At 37.0% G+C, this 26,818-nt stretch carries 20 protein-coding genes; 12 read left to right on the forward strand and 8 right to left on the reverse strand.

Annotated features, from left to right (window positions below; translation table 11 throughout):
* Positions 1 to 209: 209 nt before the first annotated feature.
* Together HG267_RS13525 and HG267_RS13530 are read left to right on the forward strand one after the other, a co-directional pair.
* On the forward strand, positions 210 to 2,414 hold the full coding sequence (locus tag HG267_RS13525) for a caspase family protein (protein ID WP_045872458.1): 2,205 nt from the start codon (positions 210 to 212) through the stop codon (positions 2,412 to 2,414).
* Positions 2,415 to 2,497: 83 nt separating this feature from the next.
* Positions 2,498 to 7,138, forward strand: a complete 4,641-nt coding sequence (locus HG267_RS13530) for a CHAT domain-containing protein (protein WP_052335314.1) — start codon at positions 2,498 to 2,500, stop codon at positions 7,136 to 7,138.
* A 152-nt stretch (positions 7,139 to 7,290) separates the two neighbouring features.
* On the opposite strand, the gene HG267_RS13535 is transcribed toward HG267_RS13530, so the two are convergent.
* A complete protein-coding gene (locus HG267_RS13535; RefSeq protein WP_081584089.1) occupies positions 7,291 to 7,815 on the reverse strand; it encodes a plasmid pRiA4b ORF-3 family protein in 525 nt (174 codons plus the stop codon).
* 449 nt (positions 7,816 to 8,264) lie between these two features.
* Here HG267_RS13535 and HG267_RS13540 point away from each other — a divergent pair, with 449 nt between their 5' ends.
* The 7 genes from HG267_RS13540 (at position 8,265) to HG267_RS13570 (ending at position 12,321) form a co-directional block, all read left to right on the forward strand.
* Positions 8,265 to 8,510 (forward strand): hypothetical protein, encoded by a 246-nt coding sequence (locus HG267_RS13540; RefSeq protein WP_045872459.1) that lies wholly within the window; start codon positions 8,265 to 8,267, stop codon positions 8,508 to 8,510.
* A gap of 156 nt (positions 8,511 to 8,666) precedes the next feature.
* A complete protein-coding gene (locus HG267_RS13545; RefSeq protein ID WP_045872460.1) occupies positions 8,667 to 9,056 on the forward strand; it encodes a hypothetical protein in 390 nt (129 codons plus the stop codon).
* A gap of 190 nt (positions 9,057 to 9,246) precedes the next feature.
* Complete coding sequence (locus HG267_RS13550; protein WP_045872461.1) at positions 9,247 to 9,978, forward strand: hypothetical protein; 732 nt, start codon at positions 9,247 to 9,249, stop codon at positions 9,976 to 9,978.
* 218 nt (positions 9,979 to 10,196) lie between these two features.
* The gene (locus tag HG267_RS13555) at positions 10,197 to 10,484 is read left to right on the forward strand and encodes a hypothetical protein (RefSeq protein ID WP_045872462.1); all 288 of its coding nucleotides are present in this window, start codon (positions 10,197 to 10,199) and stop codon (positions 10,482 to 10,484) included.
* A gap of 86 nt (positions 10,485 to 10,570) precedes the next feature.
* Positions 10,571 to 10,834, forward strand: coding sequence for a hypothetical protein (locus tag HG267_RS13560; protein WP_045872463.1), 264 nt, complete (start codon positions 10,571 to 10,573; stop codon positions 10,832 to 10,834).
* 303 nt (positions 10,835 to 11,137) lie between these two features.
* Positions 11,138 to 11,761, forward strand: a complete 624-nt coding sequence (locus tag HG267_RS13565) for a Uma2 family endonuclease (RefSeq protein WP_045872464.1) — start codon at positions 11,138 to 11,140, stop codon at positions 11,759 to 11,761.
* A 92-nt stretch (positions 11,762 to 11,853) separates the two neighbouring features.
* Positions 11,854 to 12,321 (forward strand): hypothetical protein, encoded by a 468-nt coding sequence (locus tag HG267_RS13570; protein WP_045872465.1) that lies wholly within the window; start codon positions 11,854 to 11,856, stop codon positions 12,319 to 12,321.
* On the opposite strand, the gene HG267_RS13575 is transcribed toward HG267_RS13570, so the two are convergent.
* Entirely contained in the window at positions 12,315 to 16,094 is a 3,780-nt protein-coding gene (locus HG267_RS13575) for a hypothetical protein (protein ID WP_045872466.1), read from the reverse strand. The two genes, HG267_RS13570 and HG267_RS13575, sit on opposite strands and share 7 nt — an antisense overlap.
* 44 nt (positions 16,095 to 16,138) lie before the next feature.
* On the opposite strand from HG267_RS13575, the gene HG267_RS13580 reads away from it, so the two are divergent.
* Entirely contained in the window at positions 16,139 to 16,333 is a 195-nt protein-coding gene (locus HG267_RS13580; RefSeq protein WP_045872467.1) for a hypothetical protein, read from the forward strand.
* Positions 16,334 to 16,360: 27 nt separating this feature from the next.
* Here the strand turns inward: HG267_RS13580 and HG267_RS13585 are convergent, their stop codons facing one another.
* From HG267_RS13585 to HG267_RS13605, 5 genes are all read right to left on the reverse strand, one after another.
* On the reverse strand, positions 16,361 to 17,491 hold the full coding sequence (locus tag HG267_RS13585) for a hypothetical protein (protein WP_052335315.1): 1,131 nt from the start codon (positions 17,489 to 17,491) through the stop codon (positions 16,361 to 16,363).
* Positions 17,492 to 17,549: 58 nt separating this feature from the next.
* Entirely contained in the window at positions 17,550 to 18,254 is a 705-nt protein-coding gene (locus HG267_RS13590) for a DUF6753 family protein (protein WP_045872468.1), read from the reverse strand.
* Entirely contained in the window at positions 18,251 to 19,282 is a 1,032-nt protein-coding gene (locus HG267_RS13595) for a cobalamin biosynthesis protein CobQ (RefSeq protein WP_052335316.1), read from the reverse strand. The genes HG267_RS13590 and HG267_RS13595 overlap by 4 nt, the downstream gene beginning before the upstream one ends.
* 72 nt (positions 19,283 to 19,354) lie before the next feature.
* Positions 19,355 to 19,768 carry a hypothetical protein gene (locus HG267_RS13600; RefSeq protein WP_045872469.1) on the reverse strand — a complete coding sequence of 138 codons (414 nt, stop codon included), beginning with the start codon at positions 19,766 to 19,768 and terminating at the stop codon, positions 19,355 to 19,357.
* Complete coding sequence (locus HG267_RS13605; RefSeq protein WP_045872470.1) at positions 19,768 to 20,922, reverse strand: ParM/StbA family protein; 1,155 nt, start codon at positions 20,920 to 20,922, stop codon at positions 19,768 to 19,770. Before HG267_RS13605 ends, HG267_RS13600 begins: the two co-directional genes overlap by 1 nt.
* 958 nt (positions 20,923 to 21,880) lie before the next feature.
* Between HG267_RS13605 and mobV the strand changes: the two genes are divergently transcribed.
* Both mobV and HG267_RS13615 read left to right on the forward strand, forming a co-directional pair.
* Positions 21,881 to 23,554, forward strand: a complete 1,674-nt coding sequence (mobV, locus tag HG267_RS13610; protein ID WP_045872472.1) for a MobV family relaxase — start codon at positions 21,881 to 21,883, stop codon at positions 23,552 to 23,554.
* Between the two features lie 776 nt (positions 23,555 to 24,330).
* Entirely contained in the window at positions 24,331 to 25,116 is a 786-nt protein-coding gene (locus tag HG267_RS13615) for a hypothetical protein (protein WP_155539459.1), read from the forward strand.
* Positions 25,117 to 25,199: 83 nt separating this feature from the next.
* Here the strand turns inward: HG267_RS13615 and HG267_RS13620 are convergent, their stop codons facing one another.
* Positions 25,200 to 26,816: an ATP-binding protein gene (locus HG267_RS13620; RefSeq protein ID WP_045872474.1), complete on the reverse strand. Its 1,617-nt coding sequence runs from the start codon at positions 26,814 to 26,816 to the stop codon at positions 25,200 to 25,202.
* Between the last annotated feature and the right edge of the window lie 2 nt (positions 26,817 to 26,818).

The raw sequence follows: 26,818 nt of genomic DNA on the forward strand, positions 1-26,818 counted from the left end.
TATTGCCACATTAATGTTTGCACAACTGTCAAAACCTGTAATTTTGCATCTGTATAGTTTAGTTGGCGATCGCACAAAAAATTTTATACCTGCCTACATATCTGTAAGACAATAATTTAGTATTTCTCCGTAAAAATACTAGGAGTAACTAGATGCTATTTGTGCCAATCAAGCGATTTTCAAGCTAACTCAAGAAAGGAAGTTCGATAATGCCTCCCATCAAACGTCGCCATTTTCTCCAATTTGCTGGTTCTACACTCAGCGCAATTACACTAAGTCAATCAAATTTTACCCAGCAAGCTAATCGCTATGCTCAAGTAATTGCTCAAAATACCCCACGAAAATTAGCTTTACTAGTTGGTGTAAATTCCTATCCATCAGGCATCCCATCCCTAAAAGGTTGTCTCAGTGATGTAGAAATGCAATATGAATTACTGGTACATCGCTTTGGCTTTAATCCCAAAGATATCGTTGTCATTACAGATGAAGCAGATTTAAAGCCAACACGGCAAAATATTTTAGATCAATTTCAAACCCATTTAATTGACCAAGCAAAACCAGGAGATGTAGTTGTTTTTCATTTTTCCGGACATGGCTCGCGGATTATCGATCCCTATCCGATTCCGGAACTAATTATCAATGGCGAAGTAGTTCCTAATACCAACAAGCTTAACGGTACCCTTGTACCTCGTGACCGAAATACAGAACGTAGCGATGTAGTTCAAGATATTATGGGGCGGAGTTTATTTTTGTTGATGTATGCCCTAAAAACTAACAACGTCACAGCAATTTTAGATAGCTGTCACTCAGGGGGAGGTACGCGGGGTGATTTGGTATTTCGTGCTGTTTCGTCTCGACTTGATAGTGGGGAATCGGCTCAACCAAGTGAAACAGAATTAGAATTTCAGCGACGGTGGATGAAAGACTTGCAGCTATCGGAAGCAAAGCTTTATGATATGCGCCGTAAGGGTATTGCTAAAGGTGTGGCAATTGGTTCGGCTCAATTTGACCAGTTTGCGGCAGAAGCGAAGTTTGATAATGATACATTTCACTGTGGAGCCTTTACCTATATCCTTACTCGTTATTTGTGGCAAGCAAGTTCTGTAGAAGGTATAGGTAATACTTTTGTGAATTTAGAGCGTAGTACCAATGATCTTGCTATTAAGTCATCAATGTATCAAACTCCTATAATTGCTGCTAATCCAGAAACAAACAGCCAAAAACCAACATTTTTCCTGAATCCCGTAAAACCCTGGGCTGAAGCGGTTGTGAGAAAGGTAAAACCTAGTGGAGAAATAGAATATTGGTTAGGTGGTATTTCTGCTTTGAGCCTAGAAGCAAAACCAAAAGGAATTATTTGGGCGTTAATTAATACAAAGGGACAAGAAGTTGGCGAAATTGAGCAACAGGACAGAAAGGGTTTGGTCGGTTATGGCAAACTGACTAAAGGGGAAAGTAAAAACGTTCAACCTGGTGTCCTGCTCAGAGAAAAGATACGAGGTATTCCCGAAAATCTTAAGTTGCGGGTTGGGTTAGATATTTCCTTGGGTGAGCAGTTAGAAATAGCAAAAGCTTCTTTAGCTTCTATAGATCGGATCGAAGTGGTTTCAACCGGGGCAGAATATATTCTGGGAAGGATGACTAATAGCTATCTGCAACAGGTAAAACCAAAGAAAATTCGAGATTTACCAACAGTAGATAGTTTTGGGCTGTTTTTACCAGGACTCACTCCTTTAGCCAACACTTTCCAAAAATCAGGAGAATCAGCTTCATCAGCTGTTGAGCGCTTGCAGGGGCGTTTAATATCATTATTAGCTGGCAAACTATTGAAACTGATTACAGGTAGTGATGCAGCTTTTGGTGGCAATAGCACAAAATTGAATGTTACAACTGCGATCGCTCCTAAAGGTAGTAGTACAAAAACGACACCTTCTCAGTTTTTATCTGGTACAGATGTACAAGTAAAAGTACGTAACAATGAAAAGGATAACTTATATATAGCCGTTATTAGTATTGGTAGTAGTGGTAAAATAACACCGCTTTTCCCCTACTGGAATTCGGCAGAGATAGAAGCCATTCTCGCACCACAACAGGAGATTATTACCCCTCAAGAAAGTGATGGCTATAGTTTCAAGCTTAAAGGGGTGGGAAGTCAAGAAATTTTGGTCTTAGCAAGTTTTTTGCCAATTCGTGATGCTTTGAAAGGATTAAAGAGCATTGCAGATATAACAAACCCTGATGGAAGAACTCCTGTAAACATCGAGGGTGAGCAAGCATTAGGGTGGGTGCAAGAACTATTAGGGGATTTAGAACGAAATACCCGGAGTATTAGAGTAGAAAGTTCAGGCGATCGCATTGTCGCTAAAAGCCAACTTGCAGCAATTTCCACCATTATTAATGTGGTTGAATCTTAGTTATTCTGCATTACGCTTTCTAGATAAAAATTCAGAAAAAAATAATTCTTTTGTCTCAATATCATCATACTTAGGAGTTGTTAATGTATCCTCAAAAATCTTGTTTTCATCTGTTGCTGTTACTTTGTGGTTTAGTCCCCTTTGCTGCTGTACCTATTTTTTCTCCCCAAATAGGAGTTGTAATAGCTCAGACAAAAACACAGCCAAAATCAGAACTCATCCAACAAGCTGAAAAAGGCTTATCACTTGCTCAGGAAGAAAAACTAGAGGAAGCACGGCAAATATTTGAGCGCACCATACAAGCAGCAAAACAGCAAGGCGATCGGGATGCAGAAGCGCTTAGTATGACTGGATTTGGGTTAATTCATAGTAAACAAAAGCAACCCAAAAAAGCACTGGAAGTCTATCAGCAAGCTTTGAAAATAGCAGAACAAGGTAAATTTCCCAGAACAAAAAGGATAATTATGACGCTGATTGGAATAGAATACTATGAATTACAAGAGAAAGAGAAAGCACTTGATTTATTTCAGCAAATATTATCAACTTATCAAGCTCAAATTGAACCTTGGGAGAAAATTTGGCTACTAGAGTCAATAGGTAATATTCATAATGAATCCAAACAATATAAACAAGCAATTGAATCCTATCAAAGAATAGTGGCAATTTATCGGGAGATAGGCGAAAACTTGGAAGCAGCAAATTTCATGAATAAGATTGGAACTATTTGGAGAGATTTGGAAGATTACCCCAAAGCAATTGAATCTCATGAACAATCATTATTATTATTGAAACTTGTTGATAAAAAACAAATTACTTCCAAGGATATACAAACTAAAGAAAGTCAATTTTTAGTAAATCTTGCTAATGTTTATGAGTTATTTGCAGATTCAACTCAAGACAGTACCAAAAATGCAAAATATGATAAAGCCATTGAGTATTTTAAAAAAGCATTACCAATTTATCAGAAATTAGCCCCTGCTGATAACCAAGCTTCTCTATATGAAAGAATTGCCATAATTTATGTTAAACAATCAAAATACAAAGAAGCTATTGATTGGTATCAAAAATCTTTGGCAATTTTCCAATCTTTAAAAGACAACTTACAAGCGGCTGACACACTCAACTATATAGGATTATCCTGGTATAATTTAGGTGACTATAGTAAAGCCAGTAGTTATTATCAGCAATCATTAATGGCACTTAAGCTTGTTGATAGCAAAAAAGTGTCAATGCAAGAGATTAAGCAAAAAGAAAGCTTCTTTTTACTTAACCTTGCTCAAGCGTATAGTCAGCTATCAAAGCCTAAAGAAGCACTTCAAACCTACCAGAAGGCATTAGCTATTTTTCAAGATTTAAAAGACAATTTGCAAGTTGCCGACACACTCAATTATATAGGTGTTGCTTCGACTAATTTAGGTGATTACCCTAAAGCTGTTGAGTTTTATCAACAATCATTATCTGTGTTAAAAACTGTTGATAATAAACAAATTACGTTAAAAGATAGACAAAGTAAAGAAAGTTTATTTTTAACTAATCTTGCCTATACTTATGAGCTATTAGGTGACTCAGTTAAAGATAACACAAGATATCCAAGATATGAACAATATGAACAAGCTATCGGACTTTATGAAAAAGTATTAAAAATCAACCAAGACTTAAATGATTTATCAGGAGAAGCAGCTTCACTTGAGAGAATCGCAATACTTTATAACAAGCTACTAAAGCATAAAGAATCTATTGATTTTTATCAAAAAGCTTTAGCTATTTTTAAGAATTTAAAAGATGCAATCAAAGTGGCTGATACACTAAACTCTATAGGAGTTTCTTGGGATTATTTAAAGGAATATTCTCAAGCAATTGAGTTTTATCAACAAGCATTATTAGTTTTAAAAACAGTTGACAATAAAGCAATTAGTTTGAAAGATATGCGTAGGCAAGAAAGTCAGTTTTTAATCAATATTGCATATGCTTATCAGCAATGGGGTAAGTCAACAAGAAATGCAACTAGAGATGCAAAATATAAGAATTCGCTCAAATTTTATCAGCAATCAATAAATATTTACCAAGAAATTGACGACCAACCAGGAGAAGCTTCTGTACTTTTAAAGATTGCTAAATTTTATACCGAAGAAGGCAAGCATCAGGAAGCGATTGAGTTTTACCAAAAGGCTTTGACTATTTTTAGAAATTTAAAAAATAACACCGAAGTTGCGAATACTCTCTACGAGATTGGAGTTGCTTGGGATAAATTAGGCAAATTTGACAAAACGGTTGAATATTTTCAGAAAACTGTTAACTTTATCAAAAGTTTAAAAGATGATACTAATGCAGCAACTACTCTTATCAAAATAGGAAAATACTATAGTTTGAAGCGCTCTTTGAATCAAAGACAAATTTTTTATTCTTCTAAAGCTTTAAATGCTTACAAAGAAGCATTTCTAATCTATCAGAAGCTTAATAATATGTCTGGTCAGATAGATACTATAAAATTTATTAGATCGGCATATATAAGTCAGAGGCATTACTTCAAAGCTCTAGAAATTCATCGCAGTTTATTATTAATGCAAAAGGGTAAAAAGATAAATATATTGCAAACTATTGATTCATTTATTAGTAAATATGACGAATTGTTAGAACAAAATGATTCTAATAATACAAAAATAATCATAGACAATAGTACTATTTATGGGAGTTATCCAAATAGTATTGTTAATGAAATTAGTAAATTACTTTTTCTTGTTGATTATGGCAGTGCAGAACAATCTGCAAAAGCGCTAGATTACTTAAGCTTGATGTATATGTTCACTTCAAGAAAGAGGCAAGTTAATAAAACCATCAATATTGAGTTTAGCAACAAAGTTAATTTTGTAATAAAGAAAATACCAATAGCAAATGTACTAGAATATATCTATTACAATTTTTTGACTTCTTTTGATTTGGGCGATGACAAACACGTTTTAGGGGTTAGAGCCTCACAACCATTATTATCTGCTGGCTTGCTTTATCTACGTAGAGGGGAAACAGATGCTGCAATAGATTATTATCAAAGAGCATTAACTATTTCTCAAGAATTAGGCGACCGAGCATTAGAAGGTAATATTCTGAGTTATCAAGGGCTATTGTATGAGCTTTTAGAACAGCCAGATAAAGCATTAAGTCTCTATAAACAAGCCCTAACTATATTAAAAGAATCTGGCGATTACTATGCTGAAGAAAAAACGTTAGAACAACAAGGAAGAATTTTACTAAAAACAGGAGAATTTGCCGCAGCCGAAAAAGCTTTTTTGGCTGCAATTAAGTTATGGGAAGGCAGTAAAGCTTATAGAAGAGAGCATTTAACAAGTACTAATTTAGGTATAGATATAGCATTTTTATATGCACTTAGAGAGAATATTTATCATTACCTACAACGTGCATTGATTGAACAAGGTAAAAACAAAGAAGCACTAGAACTTTCCCAACGTAGCCGCAGTCAAGCATTAGGTGAAATCTTAATTAATCGAAAAATAATTTCAAATAACCAAGAACCAAAACAAAAAATAAGCTTTGAATCTCCTAACCTCACACAGATTCAAGAAATTGCCAAATCACAAAATGCCACAATAGTTCAATATTCATTAATTCCAGATATTGATAAACCTCAAGACTCTTTACTCTATATTTGGGTAATTCAGCCCAATGGGAAAATAGATTTTCGTAGTATCGACTTAGCAAAACTTAAACTACCCCTGAGTGATTTGATTACCATCAGCCGAAATGTGATTGGTGCTAGAGGTCGTAGCGATGTCGAAATTGTCGCCAAAATTAATCCACAGGAACAGAAAACACGCTTACAGGAACTACATAAACTACTGATTGAGCCAATCGAAAACTTTCTACCACAAAATCATCAAGCGCGAGTTATCTTTATTCCTCAAGGAGATTTATTTTTGACCCCCTTTGCCGCACTTCAAGATGCAAAAGGAAAATACTTGATAGAAAAACATACTATTTTTACCTCACCGTCCATACAAGTATTAGATTTCGCCAGCAAGTCACGGCAAAAAACTAGAAGTAAATCATGGAATGCTAACGATGCATTGATTGTTGGCAATCCAACCATGCCAAACCTCAGCAAAATCAATCCAACATTTAAAAATATACGCATCGATCCATTGCCAGTATCTGAAACAGAAGCCATTGCGATCGCCAAACAGCTTAAAACCCAAGCTTTAATTGGCCCACAAGCAACAGAATCAGAAGTAGTGCGACGAATGAAGACAGCGCGATTGATTCATTTAGCAACCCACGGCTTAATAACCAATATGCGTGGCAATACCCCTGAACTAGGCTCAATTCCTGGTGCGATCGTACTGGCATCTTCTGGAGATGAGGAGTCGAATGATGGCTTACTGACTGCGGAAGAAATTTACAAAATAGACCTTAATGCCGACTTGGTAGTTCTTAGCGCTTGCGATACGGGTCGGGGAGAAATGCTCGGAGGAGATGGTATCTTTGGTTTATCGCGTAGTTTTATTGGCAAGGGAGTTCCCAGCGTTATGGTTTCTCTTTGGTCTGTACCTGATGCTCCCACGGGTGAACTAATGACCAAATTTTACAAGTATTACCTGGACAGCAACCTTGATAAAGCCCAAGCGCTACGTCAAGCAATGTTAGACACCATGAAAACACATCCAAATCCCAAAAATTGGGCTGGGTTCACGTTAATTGGAGATGCCGAATAATAGAAAGAGTCTTACTACGTGTGATTTGTTAGTAATCACAGAACTTGACTTTTAAAGTCAGGATGCGTCCCTGTAGTCACTCTCATGGCAGCAAGTTAGCTAGAAATCGAAGATTGCAGTTGCGATCGCTCCTCATAGGTTAACTTGCTCTGCTACTCAAAATCCGCGTATTGAGGAGGGCTAGCCCCAACTCGCTTGGTGATTCTGGGATACTTGCCCGTTGGGGCCTGGTCTAAAATGTTTGTGACATCAATCTGGTGCCACCAATCATCACCAAAATCGAACCAGTAACCAAAAGCCTCATCAATTGATAAGCCCACTTCAGCAATTGAAGTACTAGAAACATCGCCTGTAGGCTTTGGTGTCAAACCGGAACTGGAAAATGCTTGTTTCAAACCGTACCTTCTGGCATTTGGATCTTGCGGGCCATTTCCGCCAATTTGAAATTCATACATATGCTCTTCTTGGCGGTCGAATGCCTTGAAGATGATTTTATGAAGCTCCTGCAAAGTATTACTGCCTTTAATCTCAATGGTTCGAGACACCTCTGGATTATCAGCAATAAATTCTTCGGTCATTGGGCCGTCAATTAAAAATACATCCAGCACATATAGTGCATTTGCAGAAGAGTTAACCACTTTTTTGGGAACATTTTCTGATTTCTTAGTTTTAGCCATAATCTCCTAAATGACGCTGATGGGAGCATTTTTGTCAAGCAATCTTACTAGAGAGCCTCTCTAAATAATAGTTTTTAACAAGCTAGTGATGGCTGTTCAGCATAAGGTTAATCAGCCACTTTGACGCTTCAGGAAACTTTTCCACAAGCGTGTACATGTGTTGTATTGGTGACTTTCGCTATTCGCACTACTGCAATCTGCCAACATAGGCTGCTAGCTTTATTGAGAGTTGCCTGTTTTTCATAAATTATTTATTTTTACATATCTTCGGTGAAAATCATATAGGTTTTTATTATTTAGTATTTCAGTTATTTCGGAAATATTTCAATACTATTGCCTAAAAAGGTAAGCAATACATTTTAACATTTTATATTATTTATTTCAGCTTAGTCTTTTCCTTTTTTGGCTTACGCCTGAAGAGAACTGAAGGTATTCATAAGCAATTAACCATGATTCAGGCAATAGATTTTGAACAAACATTTGTCACCCATCTCGAAAGCTTTATGGGTAAAGCAGATAAGTTCATCAAGGTTTATTATACAGGTATAAGTGAAGAAACCCATCTAACAGAAATAATGCTGGCGGTGAAAAATCTCGCACTTGATGCAGACTTACAACAGCTAGAAGCTGAGTATCAAATGTGCAGCGAAAGAAAAGATTTCATTGCTGACTGCGATGATTCAGCTTGGTGGTAGCACGTTCCAATTGTGGGCTGAAATTCTTCACAAGATTAAGTTGAATTTAGTAAGTCGAAAGTCGGAATTCTCAAAACAGTTCTGACTTTCTATTTCCTAATTGTAAAAATGCATTGGCTTACGCCATTTGGTTAATGAAGTTTACGGAAATCTTATATGCCGTCACGCAAATCTTCTACTTCTACCCTTCAAGCAATAGATGGTTCAATATTAGGTGAATATGCCGTGAGCAATTACTCCGAGCGTGTTTACTCAAAAGTTTACTATTCTATCCGTTCTCTTTGTGGACTTGTTGCCAAACGCTCTCTCAAAGAAACTTTTGATTGGGATGAATTTAAAGAACGCTTTACTACTGATTTTGGTAATATTGAAGAAAAACGATACAATCTAGAGCAACTTCTTGAATATGCAAATCGCAAGTTTGGTAAAAGCCTTGAAGATTTGATAGTTCAAAATCAAATATCTTGGCAACGTAGACAAGAATATGCCGAGCGCAACCAGATGCATTACCAATCAGAGACGATTGAAGATAGCACTCACTACTAATCCCAAAAACTCATAGTAGCAATTTTCAAATCCTCTAGTAGTTAATCATGCTGGAGGATTTTTATTAGCAGCGATTTATCTCATCAACTCAAGGCTTTTAATCAGTAGATTTTTGTGGCTATTTGTCTACAAAATTACTCGCTTCACAACTTGCTAACTCATCAATATTCAACTATCTGCTATTATCAATATGCTACAAAACAGCTATATTGTTTGGTCAGGAGCTTCTTTGATTGACGGTTCTGCGATCGCCCTGATTTTGACCGGATTTGTTTACCCTACATCCAATCGCAAAACTGGAAGATTGATTCAATCTTGGATTTTACAGCAAGAATTTGTGCCAACATCAGCCGCAAAAAATGGTTTAGACAAAGGTATTTGTGGGAACTGTCCCTTGAAATTGAGTCAGAGCGGTAGCTGCTACGTTAATCTGTTGCCTATCAACAATATTTACCGCAAGTATAAAACCGGAACTTACCCAAAACTGGGTACAAATGAAATAGAAGTTTTGAAAAGATATCGCTATCCCGTGAGAATTGGCTCTTATGGAGACCCAACAGCAGTACCCTTTGAGGCGTGGGAGCCAATCATTTTAGCATCGAGAAAATATACTGGTTACACGCACCAATGGCAATTGTGCGATCACCGTTGGCAGAAATATTTAATGGCTTCTGTGCAAAGCCAAGCTGAAGCGCAATTAGCCCAAATGCAGGGTTGGAGGACTTTCAGAATCATCGCTCCTGATGCTCCTTTGAGCCAAGGTGAAGTTCTGTGCCGTCATACTGAAGATGACAGAATTCAATGCGAGACTTGTTTATTGTGCGACGGTGCATCCTCAAAACCGAATGTAGCCGATCCCGTTCACGGTTTAAATTGGAAAATCTCGAATTTTCTCAAATACACCGAATCAGTATCAATTTAATTGCAGGAACTCTTATCTGTTTTCTCAAAATTATCAGACCCAGAAGTCAGAATACAGGAGTCAGAATTCAGGAGTTAGAAGAGTTAAATAATTAGGAAAAGACAAGTTCCAAAATATACTGGATTCCTTCCTAATTCTGACTTCTGACTCCTGACTCCTGAATCCTTACATCCAGCCTTACGGCAAGAGAATTTAGAACAGAATGTCAGGCACTATCAATGGCAGAAGTATTAGCAGAACCACAATTTCAAATATTCACTCACATAAAAACGGGAGCAAAAGTAGGAAGAATTTATTTTCCGGCTTTGTTTCTAGCTGAGTTTCATGCAACTGTATACCAATGGTTGCAAAGGCAAGAAATAATTTTCGACAAGCAAGACATCAAACAATATGGTGATGGCTCATTTCGACTTTATTTTAGAAGTGCTAATTCGCTAGAAACAGAATATTTCCGATTAGTAAAGCCTCTCACGGTTCACGAATCAAAAACATCAGGGTTATTTTGAAAAAACTTTCCTGATAACCTCGGTATAAACAACGAAAAAGGCTGCTACCCAAATTCAGTAAACTCCAAAGCTAGGAGAAATCTTCTATGCCAACAAACTATCGAAGCTTTCTAGGTGATGCTAATAGCCAAGTTTTAACTATTCCTAATTTTCAGACCAATTCCCCAGCCAAACAAGAACGAGAAAAAATAAAGCATACGCTGATTGGCTCCAGTAAAGCTGTAATGGCAACAATTCGTGTTTTGCATCAACTCGGTTATGCAGATATAGGTGATTGGAGTCCCTTATTACCAACGAACAATCCTGGGGAAGTAATGAGCATTTTAATTCGCTCAATCAATTTGCTGTAGTCTTGATTTACAATGAATAGTAGCCCTCTATGAGGGTATTTTTTTTATTAAGAAGTTAATTAGATATTATTATAACTGGGAGCTTGACATATCAAGACTAGTCAAGAAAAGAGAATGAAAATTAGATTTCAGTATATCGTTGGTAGCATTTAGTTGTGTAGACCAGGAGTAACTGTATATGTACAGTCTAGAAATAGGGAAAGTCAAGCTCTATTTGCCGAATTGCTTTATCAGGTGCGGTCTACACAGTTAAGTGATGATTCATCCAAGAATTACTATTGCGTTTTTTCATGAATCAAAAATATGAGTCAAGCCTTAACTAAATCAATAACGTTTGATGAATTTATCGCCTGGTATCCAGAAGGCTCTGAGGTACGTTACGAATTGCATGATGGGTTAATTGTTGAGATGCCAAAACCTAGAGGAAAACATTCAAGAGTAACTGGTTTTGCAATCAAACATCTCAATATAGCTATTACCAACTTAGATAAAGAGGATATCTGGTTTATACCCAGAGAATCAATAGTCAAAACATCAGTTGGTAAATCTGGATACGAACCGGATATTATTGTCTTAGATGAAGAAGCTCTCATTCACGAAATAAGGTGGGAAAATGAGTCAATTATTGAAATAGCTGATTCCGTCAAATTAATTGTTGAAGTTGTCAGTACAAATTGGCGCGATGATTACTCGAGAAAGTCTGCGGACTATGAAGAAATGGGGATTCAGGAATATTGGATAATTGACTATGAAGCTTTAGGTGGTAAACGGTTTATTGGCGACCCCAAACAACCAACAATATCAGTTTATCAACTCATTGACGGGGAGTACAAAATTACTCAATTTAGAAATAATGACCAAATTATTTCTCCAATATTTCCTACTTTCAATCTCACTGCCAACCAAATTTTTAAGGCTCGTCTGTAATTTCATCATGAGTTTTCCATTGCAACCCCTCACGGGGAGAAGACTGTGAAAGACCAGCATCCGCTTCAAGCTGGATATCGGAGATAAAGAAAATGGAAAATACTCAAGAATTTTTGAACGCTCTCATGATCGCATTAGTTTTAGCTTTTACAACGTTGATAATATTGAATTTATTTGTTGGTTTATGGGATTTATGGAAGCAATCGGGTAAGACTTCCTTTAGTAAAGCTGTGCAATCCTTAACTCGCAACCAAGAAGCCGAAAGAATAAATTCTCTTCCCTATCTCAAACCTGTAAGTAAGATAGTACGGATCAAGACACAACTTGCTGATTCTATCGTTTCAAATACAGCAAATAATGTTGATACAGAATCTCTAGCAGTTTTGATACAGCAGTTACCACAACCTCGTGTTCGTACCGCAGCAAGACGCTTGGGTATTCCAGACAAAATTGATGGACAATATCAGAGATTGGCAGTTTTGCGATCTCATTTACAAACCTTGTTATTGTCTCAACCAACAGAAGTAGCGCGGGTGTTGAATCAATTGAAAGCTCAATAGCTCCCATCGCGTTCGATATCGTTGTTTGCTGCAACCATATTTGGTTGAATTGAAGGTAAATTACGCCGCTCAAATTTTCCAGTTTCCGGGATATATGCAGCGATCGCTTTTCGGTGACTTGATGCAAAGTCTATAATGCCAATGGTTTTGGGGCTACGAATACCAACAACTATATCATCTGGCTGTGTCAGGAGTGCGATCGCATCTTCTAGCGATGCTGTACCTTTAAACTCAACTTTGATATTCTTCCGTTCTGTTGCCAGCATCTCAATAGTTTTCAGATTCTGTGAGGACTTATCTGAGTGTAATGAAACATCAACAAAGCTGACTGTATCATAACCCCTCTCCACTGCACGATCAACAGCGCGTTTGAGCATATTACACAAAACTTGCTCTGTTTTGGCTTGCAACTGGCTGTCAATAGATGCGCTAAAAAACACGACAGTTGCAACTGCGGAATTATTTTCATGTTCTCCCACTGGGATTTCTGGAAACTTAACACTGCTGCTATCAATCACAATATCCGCATAACTAGCTGGAGCATTATTAAGCATACCTACAAAACTAAATCCTTGAAGTTGTCTATTAACAGCAGCCAGTCTCCCTTGCAAAAAATTGACTGACTGCTTATTTACTACTCCCAATATTTGATTACCAATATAAGCAAAAACAGTTGGTGCTTTTCGCTCTTGAGTTTGACGCACATCCAAAGTAATATTTACTTGCTCACCCAGCCATTGATGAGTTGCAAAAGCATATTGATTAACGCTATCAATTTGCAATTTATGGTCAGGATTTTTCAAACTGGTAACAATAAAGCTCGTACTGGGAGCAGAAGTAATAGCTGCAATTGCCTCACATCCGGCTAGTAAATGAGGAGAACGAGCATCCAGTGTACCAAGCTTTTTACCCTCTACAATTACCCAACTGGAAGTTCTAGTTGGGTCACGAGGATGCACGCTATCCTCAAATTTAATCGGTAGTCTTTCACCTTGAAAATTCTGGAGGGCATACTCATTAAATTGAGTACCAATTACCCTCATCTGGGTAAACTGTAAATGCTGTAGTTGACCTATAACTTCATCTGAAAAAATAGCAAACGCCACACCTGCTCTTTTGATACCCGAATAATTTTGGCTTGATTCAGTGTGGCTAATATCGTGAATAGCTGCTGCAAGTTGTAATCTTTCTGCTGACGGTGTTTCTTGTTTAATTGACTCAACATATTCCCTAGTTTGCTGTTTTAAAGCATCAATCATCCCATCACTAATACCGAAATGAAATTCAACCTTACCTTGTTTGATTGACATTCCTGGCTTGAGGTCGTGTTCTTTTATTGATTTCATGCTAATTGTGCCGATAGCAATATCCACCTCTTGACCATCAGAGGTGATAAATTTCGCTTGAGCAAACAAGGTATGAGGTATTTTTTCAGTTGGATTTCTCTCACCAATCTTAATAGTGAGTTCCGAAGATTTCCAGAAGTCAATATTTTTAGCGGCAGGAAACTTGATTAAATTAGTAACCTCTAATTGCTTGGCAGTAGTTGGAGAAGTAATTACAAGATATGGGCCATGCTCTATTTTTTGTCTATCTTCTAGTTCAATACGTTTCCTAACCTGAGAATTATATTCACCCTTAATTTGTTGAGCCTGTTGTCTCTGTTTATCATAAAAATCAACACCATAATACAACTTTCTAAATTGCTCAATTGGTCGTGCAACAAGTTGATTCTGCTCAAATATATCGTTAGTTTGCTGAATCATTAAATCAATCGGACTGTAACCATTAGTTTTCATGACCCGCAAAGTAAATACTTCCTTATTTTTCTTATCAGCCAACCATTGCACCTCCTTATAACTAGTTATAGCCTGACAATATCGGATAATTGAATCATCGGGACGTAAAGCACTTTTAGGCCCATCAGCAGCAACTTGTAACTCATTACCCAATTCAGCTACACAATCTTTCAACAACTTTTTAAGTAACTGTAAATTTTGTTCGATTTGAGAGTTGTCTATATTTTTATTGATGAGCGATGCAATTGGATATATTTGCTGTAATATCTTGTCTGGTATCTGTAATTTACCTTGTTTATATCTCTTAACTATCGAACAACAATGTGCTGAAACTGTCTGAAGATAATTAAATTTATCAGATTTAGGCAGCGCAATAATTTCACATTGTAGTGCTATATTTTTTTGAATTTCATTAGCAATAATGCCAATCTTATTCTCCATTGCCGAAACAGCAATTTCTTGAAAAGTTCCTTGATAGGGTACTTTAGCTTTTTTAACAATATCAGGATAACGATTTTCTTGAAGGTTCTTTTCTTTAACTTCTGCTGCTAACGCAGGAAACTCTCTACTGCTAGCAAAAGCTAGTAAATCACCATCAAAATCACACTGCATATTCTCCATTGCAGTTTGAGGATGGATGTAGACACATCCGTCTACCATTTCTGGTAAATGTTTGTTTTTTAAAGTAATTACACCATTTGAATTAATCAACGGCGAACGAGTTACTATAACTTCTTCCCCTTCATTTAAAAAAGGTATACTGATTTCATCTTTGTTTAATTGCAAACTAGGTTGAGCCAAACCAGATGTAAACTTTATCGAACGTCCCGTTGCTATCTCTACCCATTCCTTCCTAGCAAATTCCTGAAGTTCAGCAATAATTTTCGGATGCTCGATAATTTGCTTAAAACCCGATAAATCTGCTTTTAGTAGCGAATATAGTAATAAATCCTTTTGTTGTGTAGCGAAGCGATCATTATCTTGAGTGTCTTCACTTTCACCACCAGAATCTAAGTTATCAAATATAGAAAATTGTTCAATATCTTCTTGGATTTGGGGTTCGACTTCTTGCTTTTTAGCTAATATACTTTTGCGTCGTTCGTAAGTTTTAATATATCGCTGTGCTAACTTGATTGGGTGTTTTTGGTCTAAAGCTAACTTTTCTGCTTGCTGTTTAATTTTAGGTAAAATTTCCTGTTTTACCGCTTGAGAATAATTGATTAAAACCTGGGTTCCCAAACTATGTTCTCTATATAAAGCCAAGGATTTTACACCTAAACCAATTGAGAGTATATATTCCCCAGGTTTAATTGCATCTTCTCCTTTCCTTCCCTTAAAAGAAGACGTTGCTAGCACCATATCATAACCAAACTTGAAACGCAGAGTAGCATCTCTGACACTACCACCCATACGAAAAAATGATTCCCCAAGTTTATCCAATTGTGCAGGTGCAAGTGTACCTTTTGCAATTCGCATTACTGGACTTTCTGCTTGAGGTTTAATACCAAGTCGGAATTGAAAAGCACGAGAAGTTATATTATTTGAGACAGCAAAATTGCCATCAATTAATCCTTTACAATCACCAACCAATTTTCTTGCATCATCCACAGCAATTACACCACCATTTTCCCCAGTCACATCATCAATAACCAAAATTCTGACATTTTTTAACTCGTGAAAAGCCAGACAAGGTGTAAAAGGCAAAGGATAAGCAGCCGCATCCGAAGGGTTAGGATACAATAAATCACGAATATTTGGGTTATCTGCAAAAAACATCCGATGACCCGATGAAAATTGCAAAGTCATGCCATTATATTCATCCAAATCTTCTGTTATAGTGGCATCAGGATAAGCAATACCAATACTAAACTTAGTATTGGGAAATAAATATTCAGCCAATGAATTTGTGAGCTTTTGTTCGGACAAAATATCTTGTTTCGTTTTGGTGTCAAAATGATTGAGTTTTAAAGCCATATCTTTAAAACAGTTCGCAGTTAGATTTGTTGAAGGATAAAAAGATGACTGAAAAACCAGAAATCAGTATTACCCAGCTATCCTATGGGATGACTCCAGAAGAACTTATTAGTGAAGGATATGTAGATACTGACTATTTCTACGACCCAGCGTCAGAAGAATGGAAAATAGAAGTTGATAAAATGGAGCAAATAGTTAAGGAAAATCAAATTCCTGACTCTGAATGTATACCGTTTTGATTGGATATCAAATATTGACTCTCATTCTTAAAAATCAATATTTGAATTACTACATTGTCTTAATTCATCAAGAGGAACCGGACGAGTAAAAACATCCAACATGGCCTTACCATCTTCAATACTTGTAATTATGAAAGGCTGCCATGAATAGAGATTAATCGGACACTTTTCCCAGATCACCTGATCGTTGATCTGTGGAACTTTATCGAGATTTTCAAAATATTCTCTTTTCAATTCATAAAATCTCTTGCGAGTTTCAGTATTTAATAACTCCCAAATTTGAGACTTGATTGGTGCTTGATAATTATTGGTAATACTAATTACTTCTGACCAAGAATTGACTTGTGTCAATGACTCTGCTATTTGTGATAAATTTAGTTGATGATTAGATACAGAAATTTCGGAGGGATTTATCACAACAGATGCTGAAGACCTTGTTGATTCTGCAACAAAAACTTCTGGTGAATTTGAGAAACAATTAATGGATGTATTTAAATCTAATTCATGATGAGATTCTGACGGTTCGAGCAAATATTCTGATTCAAAATCATCAGTTGTTTCCTGAGAAAATTCTTCATTATTCAGGTGTACAACTAATTTACCTGATTTTACACCTTGCCATAATGCGACTGCTTCCCTAATTAATGTTTGGGTAATTGTGCCATTTTCATCCATTTCTTTCTGGATAATATTCCCAGTCTGCATATCATCTTCCATAATGTCGGGAATCCGACATACTGGTTTACCATCTCTCCCTGTTTTCCAAATAGTGGGTTTATCTAGTTTTGGTTTCTTTGGTGTGCGATGAGCAGCAATAAATTCGCGAACTTTCTCTTGGGTAATTTGACCGCAATCTTTTAAATTCTCAATGACTTGACTATATTTTTTGGCGTGTTTTGCTAAATCAAAAATAGTATGGGGTTCGATTTCTTGGAGGTCATCTGGTGAAAATGAGGAAAATGTACCTGCAACTTTCAAGTAAACTGTACTTTCTTTTAAACTCCAACCAATTGATTCAAGTGATTGCTTATATTGTTGATGGGAAAGTATTCGTCTTTTTGATGCCAATAAAAAAGCTTGCTCAACAATAGAAATAGTGGCATTGGCCAGATTGGAAATATCAGTTTGGGTTGTTGGATAGATTGTCGCGGCAACCATATACAATCACCTATTTTAATACTTCGAGAACAATTGGAAAATTTAAGAAGTATCGCGTTCAAGGAATAAACTTACGTTGTTCTGGCGGAGTCACCCAAATAGTACAAAATCCTGACTTGGCTTTGCGATTATATTGGGACAATACCAAGCCCAATTTTTGAGCATCCTTGATACATTCGCCATTTTCCAAATAACCCCGATTCCAATTAATCAAATTCTTGGCAAATTTTCCTTCACTCGATATTGCCCAATTCATTGCTTCTAATTCATTCCATGTCAAAGCAGTCGAACGCACTTTTGTATATCCCCCTCCCAAGACACCATCTATCCAAGGTGGTATGGAAATACCTGCAATGAAACCCATCATCAAGATAAAGAAAAATATAATCGTGGTCGGAAATATGGAATAGATAATATTTCGACCTTCACGTAACAAGGATTCATGAATTAGAGTTTGTGCGGCACGATTAATCGCAACTTTCTGTCTCTCAACTGCGACTTGTTCAACTTTCTCTAGATTGTTAGCTAAATCTTTATTCCAAGTTTTGAACAGCAATTGCAATGTTTCTGGTGCATCTTGAAGCATCGCTTCTAACTGTCCAGTCGCCACCAGTACAAGAAATAATGGATCGTCTTGAGATAGTCCGCTTCTAAGAGTAAAGTCCAGAACTCGACGTTTGAAATCTTCACTTTTACCCTTCAATGCTTCAGCAAGTAAATCATCGGGAGTTTGGGGTGTTTTTACCGTATCAGTTGTTGTCATCGAATTAACCCCGTTGCTGCAAAAGCTTCATAGGTAAGTTTGAGAAAATTCTTTACTCTTTGCTTAGATACCACCTTCAAATCTGGATGTGCGATCGCATCTGAAAAGGTGATTTCTAAGCGGTCAATCATGTTACGCTCCCAAAAGGGGAACTTTGGGAAATCCATCACCATAAATTGATATTTTCGCGCGGCTGCTGCCAACTCTGGCATTTGGTCTATGTAACTCCAGTCATCGCACAATCCCATATTCTTGACAAAAACATGAGTTATCTTATCCCCTAAATCTGACAAAGATTTGAGGAAGAAGTTAACCGAGTCTACTCCACCAGTACAGACAAACCATTTGATAAAAAATATCGAATGCTCTTGACCTAAATCAGTCAAATTGTTGCTTGTTATCCAGTCGCTAAATTTTGTATATACTTGAGCAGGTAAATTGACAATCACTGAGCTTTCAAAAGCTAATTCAAAAATTTTATCTGCTGCTTTTGCTTGTTTTTCATCATCACTAAAGAAAGCTACCTCCACATGAGGATAAATTTTGCTAATATCCTGGTTACTCGTATCTGCATCGATAATCACCATGTGGTAATTAATAGATTTGCAATATTCAATAAAGGCTCTACAAAGGAAAGATTTACCACATCCTCCCTTTTCCCCATCAATAATGTGGATGGTTGTTGGTTGTTTGAAATCTATTTTATTCTCTAATGTGTCAAAATCATTAGCAGGAATTAGTTGTTGAATTTGCTCACTTATTTCATCATTAGCTATTGACTCTACAACTGCTATTTGTTGATCATGTACTCCATTTGAGCTTGATAAATCCCAATCATGAACAGAGGCATCACCATCAAGCTCGCGTTCCCAATCTTCACCAAATTCCACATTAGTTGGTGAGTCTGTCGCTTCTACATAGGAATTATCTAAATTATCAGGTTGACCGTGGTTAGATAAACCTACTGAGAAAGTAGCTGGATTATTCTTGGGTCTACCTCGTCTTCTTTTTCCTGGTGTCGCCGTCATATTTATAGTTATCTATTAGTGAATAAAACTGCCTACTTAGAGATAAAATTTACAATCGCTAAGTAGGAGTTTCTACAAAAAATTACTTAAACCTGTATCATCATAAGCATGATTTCCTGCATGAGTACGAAGCTCATCGATAGATGTATTTGCCCCATGTGTTGCAATCACGTTGGCTACTTGTAATGACCTTAATTGAGTTAATTGCAACTGAACATCTAAGGAAGTATCTTCCAAGCCTGCTAATTCCAAAATCTCTTTTATCTGCTTTCTTAAGGCCTGGACTGAAGCACGCGCCACACGTCGCATCTGTTCTTGTGGGAGAGAATCCTCAGCTATTGCATAAGGTAGCCAGAATGACCGCAGTGCCAAAAGTATCATCTCGGTTTTGCTAGTAATTTGATTGTCTTGGATATACTCCATCAATTGCATATCCATCTGCTTACGTGGTTGATATCGCCAGCGAAAATCTATTTGCTTAGACATTACAGACCTCTGGAGCTCGCCTTATGAGTAGGAAGAAAACGTTGATGGACTTGTTCTGAAAAATACAAAAATACACTGTAGACATCAGCAAGCCTAGTTCCTAGGGAGAAAGTATCAACTTGTTCAGGTATTTCTGCACCCACTCCCCACAAACAAGGAGTTCCCGGATAGTGTGAATTCAACTCTTTTCTGAGATAATCCGCAGTACCACCGCAAAATAAGATTTCATCTACTGAACTGATAGAAATTACTTGGTCTAACCAACTTGTCAGTAGAACAGCATACTCGCTTCTGGCAAGCTTTACCGCTTTTTGAAGTTGCTGTAATTCATGCTGTTTGTTAGCTTGATTCGTACTTCTCAATAATCGGAAAAAAGGAGTTGTGGATACATCATTACCAGCAGCAACTACAGCCGGAGCTAATTTTGCAGCAGTTTGTCCAGATGTCTTGGCAAGTATTTTCTCTAAAAGTCGAATCATTCCTAAATCAGAAGTTTTACCATCAGCTGCTACTATGCCTTTATTGCTGATTAACACTGATGCATTTCTGTAACCTATCATTGGTAGGGCAATTACTTTTGTTTTGATAGCTTGTCCTAATTTCTTTTGGTAAGCCAGATAAATTCCTGCTCCTTCTGGTAAGCATTTAAACTCGATTAACTCTACACGCATTCTTCCAGTTGGTGTTACGAAGTCAGCAAGTACAGTTAAAAGTTGTTTGTAGAAACTTTCTTTGTTCTCTAACTCTCCTGGTGGTAGCAAACAAGCAAGTGCAAGCCGACATTTCATCCCCAATTTCACCTTTTGTGAAACTACCCAAATAGCAGATACAGTTTTGGCGATCGCCCGCTCATATTTCAATTCTTTCAAACCCTCGTTGGCATAATATTTACTTTTCGCCAAATAGCCCACAACAAAGGTTTCACCCATATAGTTCACCCATGCGACGTTCTCTGGTTCTGTTACACCTAAACTCTGTGTGTGTGAAGTAACTGACTCCAAAGAGACTTTGAGTACCTCCGGTTCCATGACCAAGGATGATGGATTATTTTGCTCAAACGCACAATAAATTCCCTTGGTTGCACTTCCCCCAAAATCCAAAGCCAAAATTAGCAAGGGTAAAGAATTATTTTTTACTTGAGTATTCTTGCTCATGATGTTAAACAAATTTAATGCAATTAAAGCTGTTTAATTTGAAGGAAACTAAAGGTAAATGAAGGTTAATTATTAGCCTTCCTTATCAATGTTGGGGTGATGATCTCGGAAAAATTCCTTCAACTTCCTTCACTCAGATTGTGATATTTCAAAAATCTGTTAACTACTCTCAGTACCTCATTTCATCTCTCAGTGATTTCAAGGAAGTGTTAGCGGTTGGAAAAATTTGAGATAATCCAAACAATAAAATCTTTTTTTATTGCCAAGGTAATTTGTACAATATTCCAGCTTGTGATGATTTTATTGGTAAAACACACTACACAATTTGTTCTGGCTAATTCCTGAAAAATAATTGCAGTGATACTCAAAAAGTCCAAAATTTTCAATACCAAGAGCAATATCAACATCCTCTCTTACCAGACTAAAACTAGTATTAGCGCAGCTTATCAAAGGCTTGAGAAAAAAATAATTCACTGTCTTCGACTTTTTTGTGATTTGTTTCCTTCTCTACCTTGGTAGCGAAATGTTCCTATTTCGCGCAATCGAACAATCGGTAGATTATGTACTTGGTTGAAATGTACTAAAAATCATCAGTATAAAAAATTTAAAAATTAAAATTGTTTATTGGCTGGCAAATCTACAATAAAAAATAGCTGAGTTTCTTCCTTTGCAAGGATTACAGCGATAGTTAATTGAAAAGTCATTTCCGTATAATCTATTGGGTTACGAAAATTTCTATTACATTTTTTAACAAGGAATAATTGCGTTTAAGCGTATTTTTACGTTTATATACGCAATCTAAATAAATCAAAAAATACTAATATTGCGTAAGCCGCTAGATAGATTTTTCAGTACATTAAATTACTCAGTTCGTCCAATTAATTACGAGCGCGTTAAAAGTGGAAAAGACAGGTTATCGATCATTAGTTCAGGCAAAATTTGCGTCACCTATCACACTATGCCCTTCGCAGTTTGTCGAATCCAGAAAATCAAATCTTGGGGATTATTGGCTGGAAAAGAAGCACACACATCAAGAACTAGGGATACGCCAAATGCAAATCCGCAAGTAACAAATGTGCGGCTAATTGGCAGCCCTGATGACGCAAATTTGGCGACTTTAGTCAAAAATAAAATTGGTTCGCAGAAGATTCGCTCGAACGCGGTTCTAGCCGTGGAAATGTTACTCTCGTCCAGCGCAGAATATTTTCGACCCCATGCACCTAATAAAGCAGGAGTTTACGACAAAAGGTGTTTGGATAATTTTGTGCAAGCAACAATCCATTGGTTGTCATGCTTTTGGGGAGATCGCATAATTCGGGCAGAACTGCACTTAGATGAAATTACACCGCACATTCATGCTTACCTCGTACCTTTGGATGAACGAGGTAAGCTCAACTGTAGAGCCTTGTTTGGCACCAGGGATAAACTCTACTCCTTGCAAGATAGTTTTGCTGAGGCTGTTGCACATTTAGGAATTTCTCGCGGTATCAAAGGAAGTACTGCTACTTACACAAAAATCAAAAAGTATTACGCTGCTGTTAATCAGGATTCTCTTTTTCTCGACTGGGAACGCTGTCTTCCCCAACCCCAAGCAGAAGAAACGAGTGAATCGTACCGACAGAGGGTGATTGAAGTTTTGAGTCCGCAGTTGGAAACGATCAACTACCAACTTCAGGAGCGATCGCGCATCCAAAGACACAACTCTCAACTAAAGCAAACGGCATCTAAAAGCGAACAATTACGACGACAGCTAGAGAGTGAATTGCAATTACTGCGCCTCACAACCAGCAATTGGCATGACTTATCTTTGGAACTGGTAGGCTACGAACTAGGGCTAAACCAATATCAGCAAGTCAATAACAGTAGTAACAGTCAACTTGATTTGGTGATGGAGATTAATAACTGTACATTCGATGATGCAGTTGCTTGGTTGCGCGATCGCTTTGGTGAAACGGCAATGTTAACTGCGGTGACTCACCATGCACAACAGCAAGCAATAGAGATCGCACAACGAACTCCACCTAGTATTTTCATACCGCCGACATCTTCGCATCGCCATTGGACAGAAGTAGAGAATTATCTTACAGCTACTTACTCCATTCCCCGAAACCTCATACAGACGCTTCACCAACGTAATTTGGTTTATGCAGATTTAGCAGGTAATGCAGTCTTTCTGGCGCGGAGTCTGACTCAGGAAATTACAGGAGCTTATTTATACTCTCCTTTTGAAGCTAGCGATCGTTATAGTTTATATCCTGGTAGTAGGCGCTCATGTGGTTGGTTCCATGTGAGTATGGGTGGAAACTCAAACGTTCCCATAATAACAGCTGTGTTAGTCTCTTCACCTATGGATGCACTGTCCCTAATGGTGTTAAATTCGCCCCATCACCACAGAACACTATACTTGGCAGTTGACGATAGCGATCGCCTAGCGGCTGTGCAAGCGCATTACTATTTATTACCAGTAGAATTTTTGCAAACCGTACCGAATATACTTATTGCTATGCCAAAAGAAACAAAAGTGGCAATTCAAAAAATTTTACCAAGTGCAACACAGATGGAGCCAAATAATAGCTGTAAAAAGCAATTACAGCAATGCTACGTAAAGGAAAAATATGTTGAATTGGAATGATGCAAATAAAAGATGATTCTACATTTGAGTTTCTTTAGTAAATAATTTTTAAATATCTATCATTCAATTGCTTATATTCATCATCTGCTGATTTTTTTATTATTTCTGTAAATTCGCATAATATTTGTAATACATCAATTATTTTTCCGGGCACAACATTGTTGTGCTCTAACCATTTGCCGAATTATTTTTAAACTGGTATTTTTTATGTATTTATATTCAAATTAGGTATAAAGAATAGTATCTAAAATTGCATAATCTATTGATTTATTATTTTTATATTGCTAGATAAATATTATGTATTTGATAAAACTAGATTTTTAAGTTAGTATGAAGCAACAGATGTAAAATTTATGTTGGTTTACAAAAGTGTTACTATTGCTGATTCTAAAATAGATAGCAATGTGAGCGCTACACATCTAAAGCATCTATATAAAAATATTAGGGTGACATTAAAATAGCTAATTAATAGTTCTTATGTGAATTATTAATTATGAATAATATTCGCATCTACTTAAAGATTGCACAATGTACAGCGACCTATAACAATGGTAAGCCAGACTTATTTGTCTGGTTTTAATTCAAAAATGGGTGAGTAATTATCCTGTCAATAAATGATTTTTATCTGACTGATGATTTAATTATCATTAGATATTTTTACATGACAGGATGCAATTATAGTAGCCCTATATCCTGAAAAAATTGAACTTTAATAAATAGAAAGTTGGCAGTTTATGAATCTACCCAAGAACATAAAAACCAACCAAAACATAAAATTGAGCCAAGCAACAAATTCTGAGCCACCGAGAACAGTTGTAGCACAATGGCATTGGAAAAGACACGTATGGGCAGCATATCAGTTACCCAATGGTGTCAAAGTCATGAGTGAACGACAAGTAGCACTAATCGTTGGAAAATCAAAAACAGATGTCAGAATATTTGCAGAGCAGAAACAGCTAGAGTCAATAATTGTACAGATTCCAAATGGGAAGATAATTAAAGGATATACGCTACCAGCAGTAGCAGTTTATCTGAGACAACTTTTTGAACAAGGCTATTTACTAGAACATCGATTATCTCTAAGTCGTAGTGAATGGAAACAATTGATTGAAGCCTTGTCAAATCCAGAAAGAGGTAAAGCAGTCACACCAAATCCCTGCTTTTTTAGCGGTAATTATCGACTTGCTAAGGCTCAAACTATCCAAATTAAATTGGAAAATCACATTTATTTACAAGTTTTAGTTGTAGCACCAGGAGAATACCGGATAGGGTATGACGAAGGAATGCGCTGCATTCATTCCAACTGTGAATGGTTAATCGACAATTCCCCTAAGAGGGCAAAAACCCTCTCGAAAATGAAGTTATCAAAAGAGATTGTAGAGTGTAGAGTTAATACACCAGAGGGAGTCAAACAGGTTTATACACTTACCTGCGAAGATTGGTTATCCGTTTGGGAATACTTTGCTAATCGGGGAAATACGCGGGCAACTGCTGTTTTGAAGGCTTGTGCTCAGGAGAGCATACCCCTAAGAGTTGCTAAGGCACTTTCTCTAGGTCAATAATTTTTAGGTAATCCTAATTTTTTAACCAATTGGTTTCGCTTCAGGAAAATTTTCCACAAGCGTATAGTGCTTGAAACGCAGCCTTAACAAGAAGATTCACCCCAGTAGCTAGTAATTGCTGGAGCGAAAACTGAAGTATCTTGAGTGGAGCTAGGTTGGCAGATATATCTGGCCTGATTCTCAATTGCCAATATCCTATCAGTATCCCGGACATACAATGGCACCATCGCCTCCCTTTGCGCTAACAATTGCGCCAACCCAATTTTCATTTCCTGTCCCTGATGAAATAATTCACGCGCTGCTTGAGATACTATCCGCGCTAGTTCTGCACCTGTACAATTGAGTGTTTTATTCAGAATAATCCGCCATTCTTTCTCAGTGAGTGGGTTACTACCGTTACGGTAACGCTCGTCAAATATCGCTAAGTGCATAATTAGAATTTCCTTTCTCTCAATGGCTTGGGGAAATCCCACGTAAAATATCTCATCAAATCTTCCCACCCTGGTTAATTCTGGTGGTAGTGCATCTAATCGATTAAGGGTGGCGATAGTAAACACCGCAGTTTTCTTATCTTGCAACCAAGTTAGCAGGGTTCCTAAAATTTGTCGCGAGCCGATAGCTTCGCCCGATTCATCAGACGCAGCAAACAATTTATCAAACTCATCAAAGTAAAGCACAGCAGGAGTGCAAGCTTCTACTCGTTCTAGTAACCTTTTGAGATAAATGGCACCAGCACTCATAACGGCTGCGGTATCTACGCTCACAAGAGGAAAACCCAAAATCTTGGCGCTGACTTGTGCTGCTAAAGTTTTCCCTGTCCCCGGTGGGCCTACGAGTAAACAACCTTTGGGAAGAGGAATATTAGCTGTTCTAGCTTCGGGTGAAAAGTCCTGTTTAACATTTTCAATATATTTTTTGAGCAAATCCAATCCCCCAAAATCTGGAAGATTTGCCTGAGTCACAAAATTCAAGTTTAAAGCACGAAAGCGATTTATTTTGTAATCAAGTAAGTATGAGGCGACTGAATTAATATTTAGTTGCTCACAGGAATTAACTGCTAAAGTCAATCCTAAACGAATTTCAACAGCCGTTAAACCAGAAGCTGCATTGACTATGGCAGCGATATCGCAATTGCATGACAATTCACCTAAAAATTTCGGTAAAAGCACTTTGATTAAATCAGCAATTTCTTCATGATTTGGTAATTCTAGCAAAAGAGTTGGAATCAAACTGCTTAAAGATTGAGGTAATTCTACGTTCTCATTTGTCAGAATAATCAAATACTTGAATTGTCCAGAGCTTGCCCAATCGTAATAGATATTAATTATTTGAGAAATTATTTTCTGAGAAAAACTTTTGTAGCCTGCAATATTACCTGTTAAAGGTAACAAATTTTCTAAGATAAAAATTCCATCAAGGTTACAGTTAGATAAACAATTAAGAGCAGAAATAATAGTATTATTACGAAGCTGTAAACTGCTCAATTTTACGGAATAAAAACATACTTTATGTTCTAAATTACACTTGATTTGTTTAAAATATCCCCAACCTGGATTCCACAAATAAAGGGGCAGATTTCTTTTGATTGCACATTCATTATAGATTCGCTGCAATGCTGTCATCCGTTCTAATAGTGGGACAGTTACAGATACAATAGGCACATCAGATTCTATTAATAAATTCAAGTTAGACAATTCCATAT

This window comes from Tolypothrix sp. PCC 7601 (genome assembly GCF_025677855.1).
Lineage (GTDB): Bacteria > Cyanobacteriota > Cyanobacteriia > Cyanobacteriales > Nostocaceae > Aulosira > Aulosira diplosiphon.

Excerpts from the sequence above, each read along its gene's own strand:
- HG267_RS13600 (WP_045872469.1), bottom strand. The coding sequence starts at position 19,768 with ATGTCTAAGCAAATAGATTTTCGCTGGCGATATCAACCACGTAAGCAG.
- HG267_RS13580 (WP_045872467.1), top strand. The coding sequence starts at position 16,139 with ATGACTGAAAAACCAGAAATCAGTATTACCCAGCTATCCTATGGGATG.
- HG267_RS13565 (WP_045872464.1), top strand. The coding sequence starts at position 11,138 with ATGAGTCAAGCCTTAACTAAATCAATAACGTTTGATGAATTTATCGCC.
- HG267_RS13545 (WP_045872460.1), top strand. The coding sequence starts at position 8,667 with ATGCCGTCACGCAAATCTTCTACTTCTACCCTTCAAGCAATAGATGGT.
- mobV (WP_045872472.1), top strand. The coding sequence starts at position 21,881 with ATGCCCTTCGCAGTTTGTCGAATCCAGAAAATCAAATCTTGGGGATTA.
- HG267_RS13540 (WP_045872459.1), top strand. The coding sequence starts at position 8,265 with ATGATTCAGGCAATAGATTTTGAACAAACATTTGTCACCCATCTCGAA.
- HG267_RS13575 (WP_045872466.1), bottom strand. The coding sequence starts at position 16,094 with ATGGCTTTAAAACTCAATCATTTTGACACCAAAACGAAACAAGATATT.
- HG267_RS13570 (WP_045872465.1), top strand. The coding sequence starts at position 11,854 with ATGGAAAATACTCAAGAATTTTTGAACGCTCTCATGATCGCATTAGTT.
- HG267_RS13585 (WP_052335315.1), bottom strand. The coding sequence starts at position 17,491 with ATGGTTGCCGCGACAATCTATCCAACAACCCAAACTGATATTTCCAAT.
- HG267_RS13590 (WP_045872468.1), bottom strand. The coding sequence starts at position 18,254 with ATGACAACAACTGATACGGTAAAAACACCCCAAACTCCCGATGATTTA.
- HG267_RS13605 (WP_045872470.1), bottom strand. The coding sequence starts at position 20,922 with ATGAGCAAGAATACTCAAGTAAAAAATAATTCTTTACCCTTGCTAATT.
- HG267_RS13555 (WP_045872462.1), top strand. The coding sequence starts at position 10,197 with ATGGCAGAAGTATTAGCAGAACCACAATTTCAAATATTCACTCACATA.
- HG267_RS13535 (WP_081584089.1), bottom strand. The coding sequence starts at position 7,815 with ATGGCTAAAACTAAGAAATCAGAAAATGTTCCCAAAAAAGTGGTTAAC.
- HG267_RS13560 (WP_045872463.1), top strand. The coding sequence starts at position 10,571 with ATGCCAACAAACTATCGAAGCTTTCTAGGTGATGCTAATAGCCAAGTT.
- HG267_RS13530 (WP_052335314.1), top strand. The coding sequence starts at position 2,498 with ATGTATCCTCAAAAATCTTGTTTTCATCTGTTGCTGTTACTTTGTGGT.
- HG267_RS13595 (WP_052335316.1), bottom strand. The coding sequence starts at position 19,282 with ATGACGGCGACACCAGGAAAAAGAAGACGAGGTAGACCCAAGAATAAT.
- HG267_RS13550 (WP_045872461.1), top strand. The coding sequence starts at position 9,247 with ATGCTACAAAACAGCTATATTGTTTGGTCAGGAGCTTCTTTGATTGAC.
- HG267_RS13525 (WP_045872458.1), top strand. The coding sequence starts at position 210 with ATGCCTCCCATCAAACGTCGCCATTTTCTCCAATTTGCTGGTTCTACA.
- HG267_RS13620 (WP_045872474.1), bottom strand. The coding sequence starts at position 26,816 with ATGGAATTGTCTAACTTGAATTTATTAATAGAATCTGATGTGCCTATT.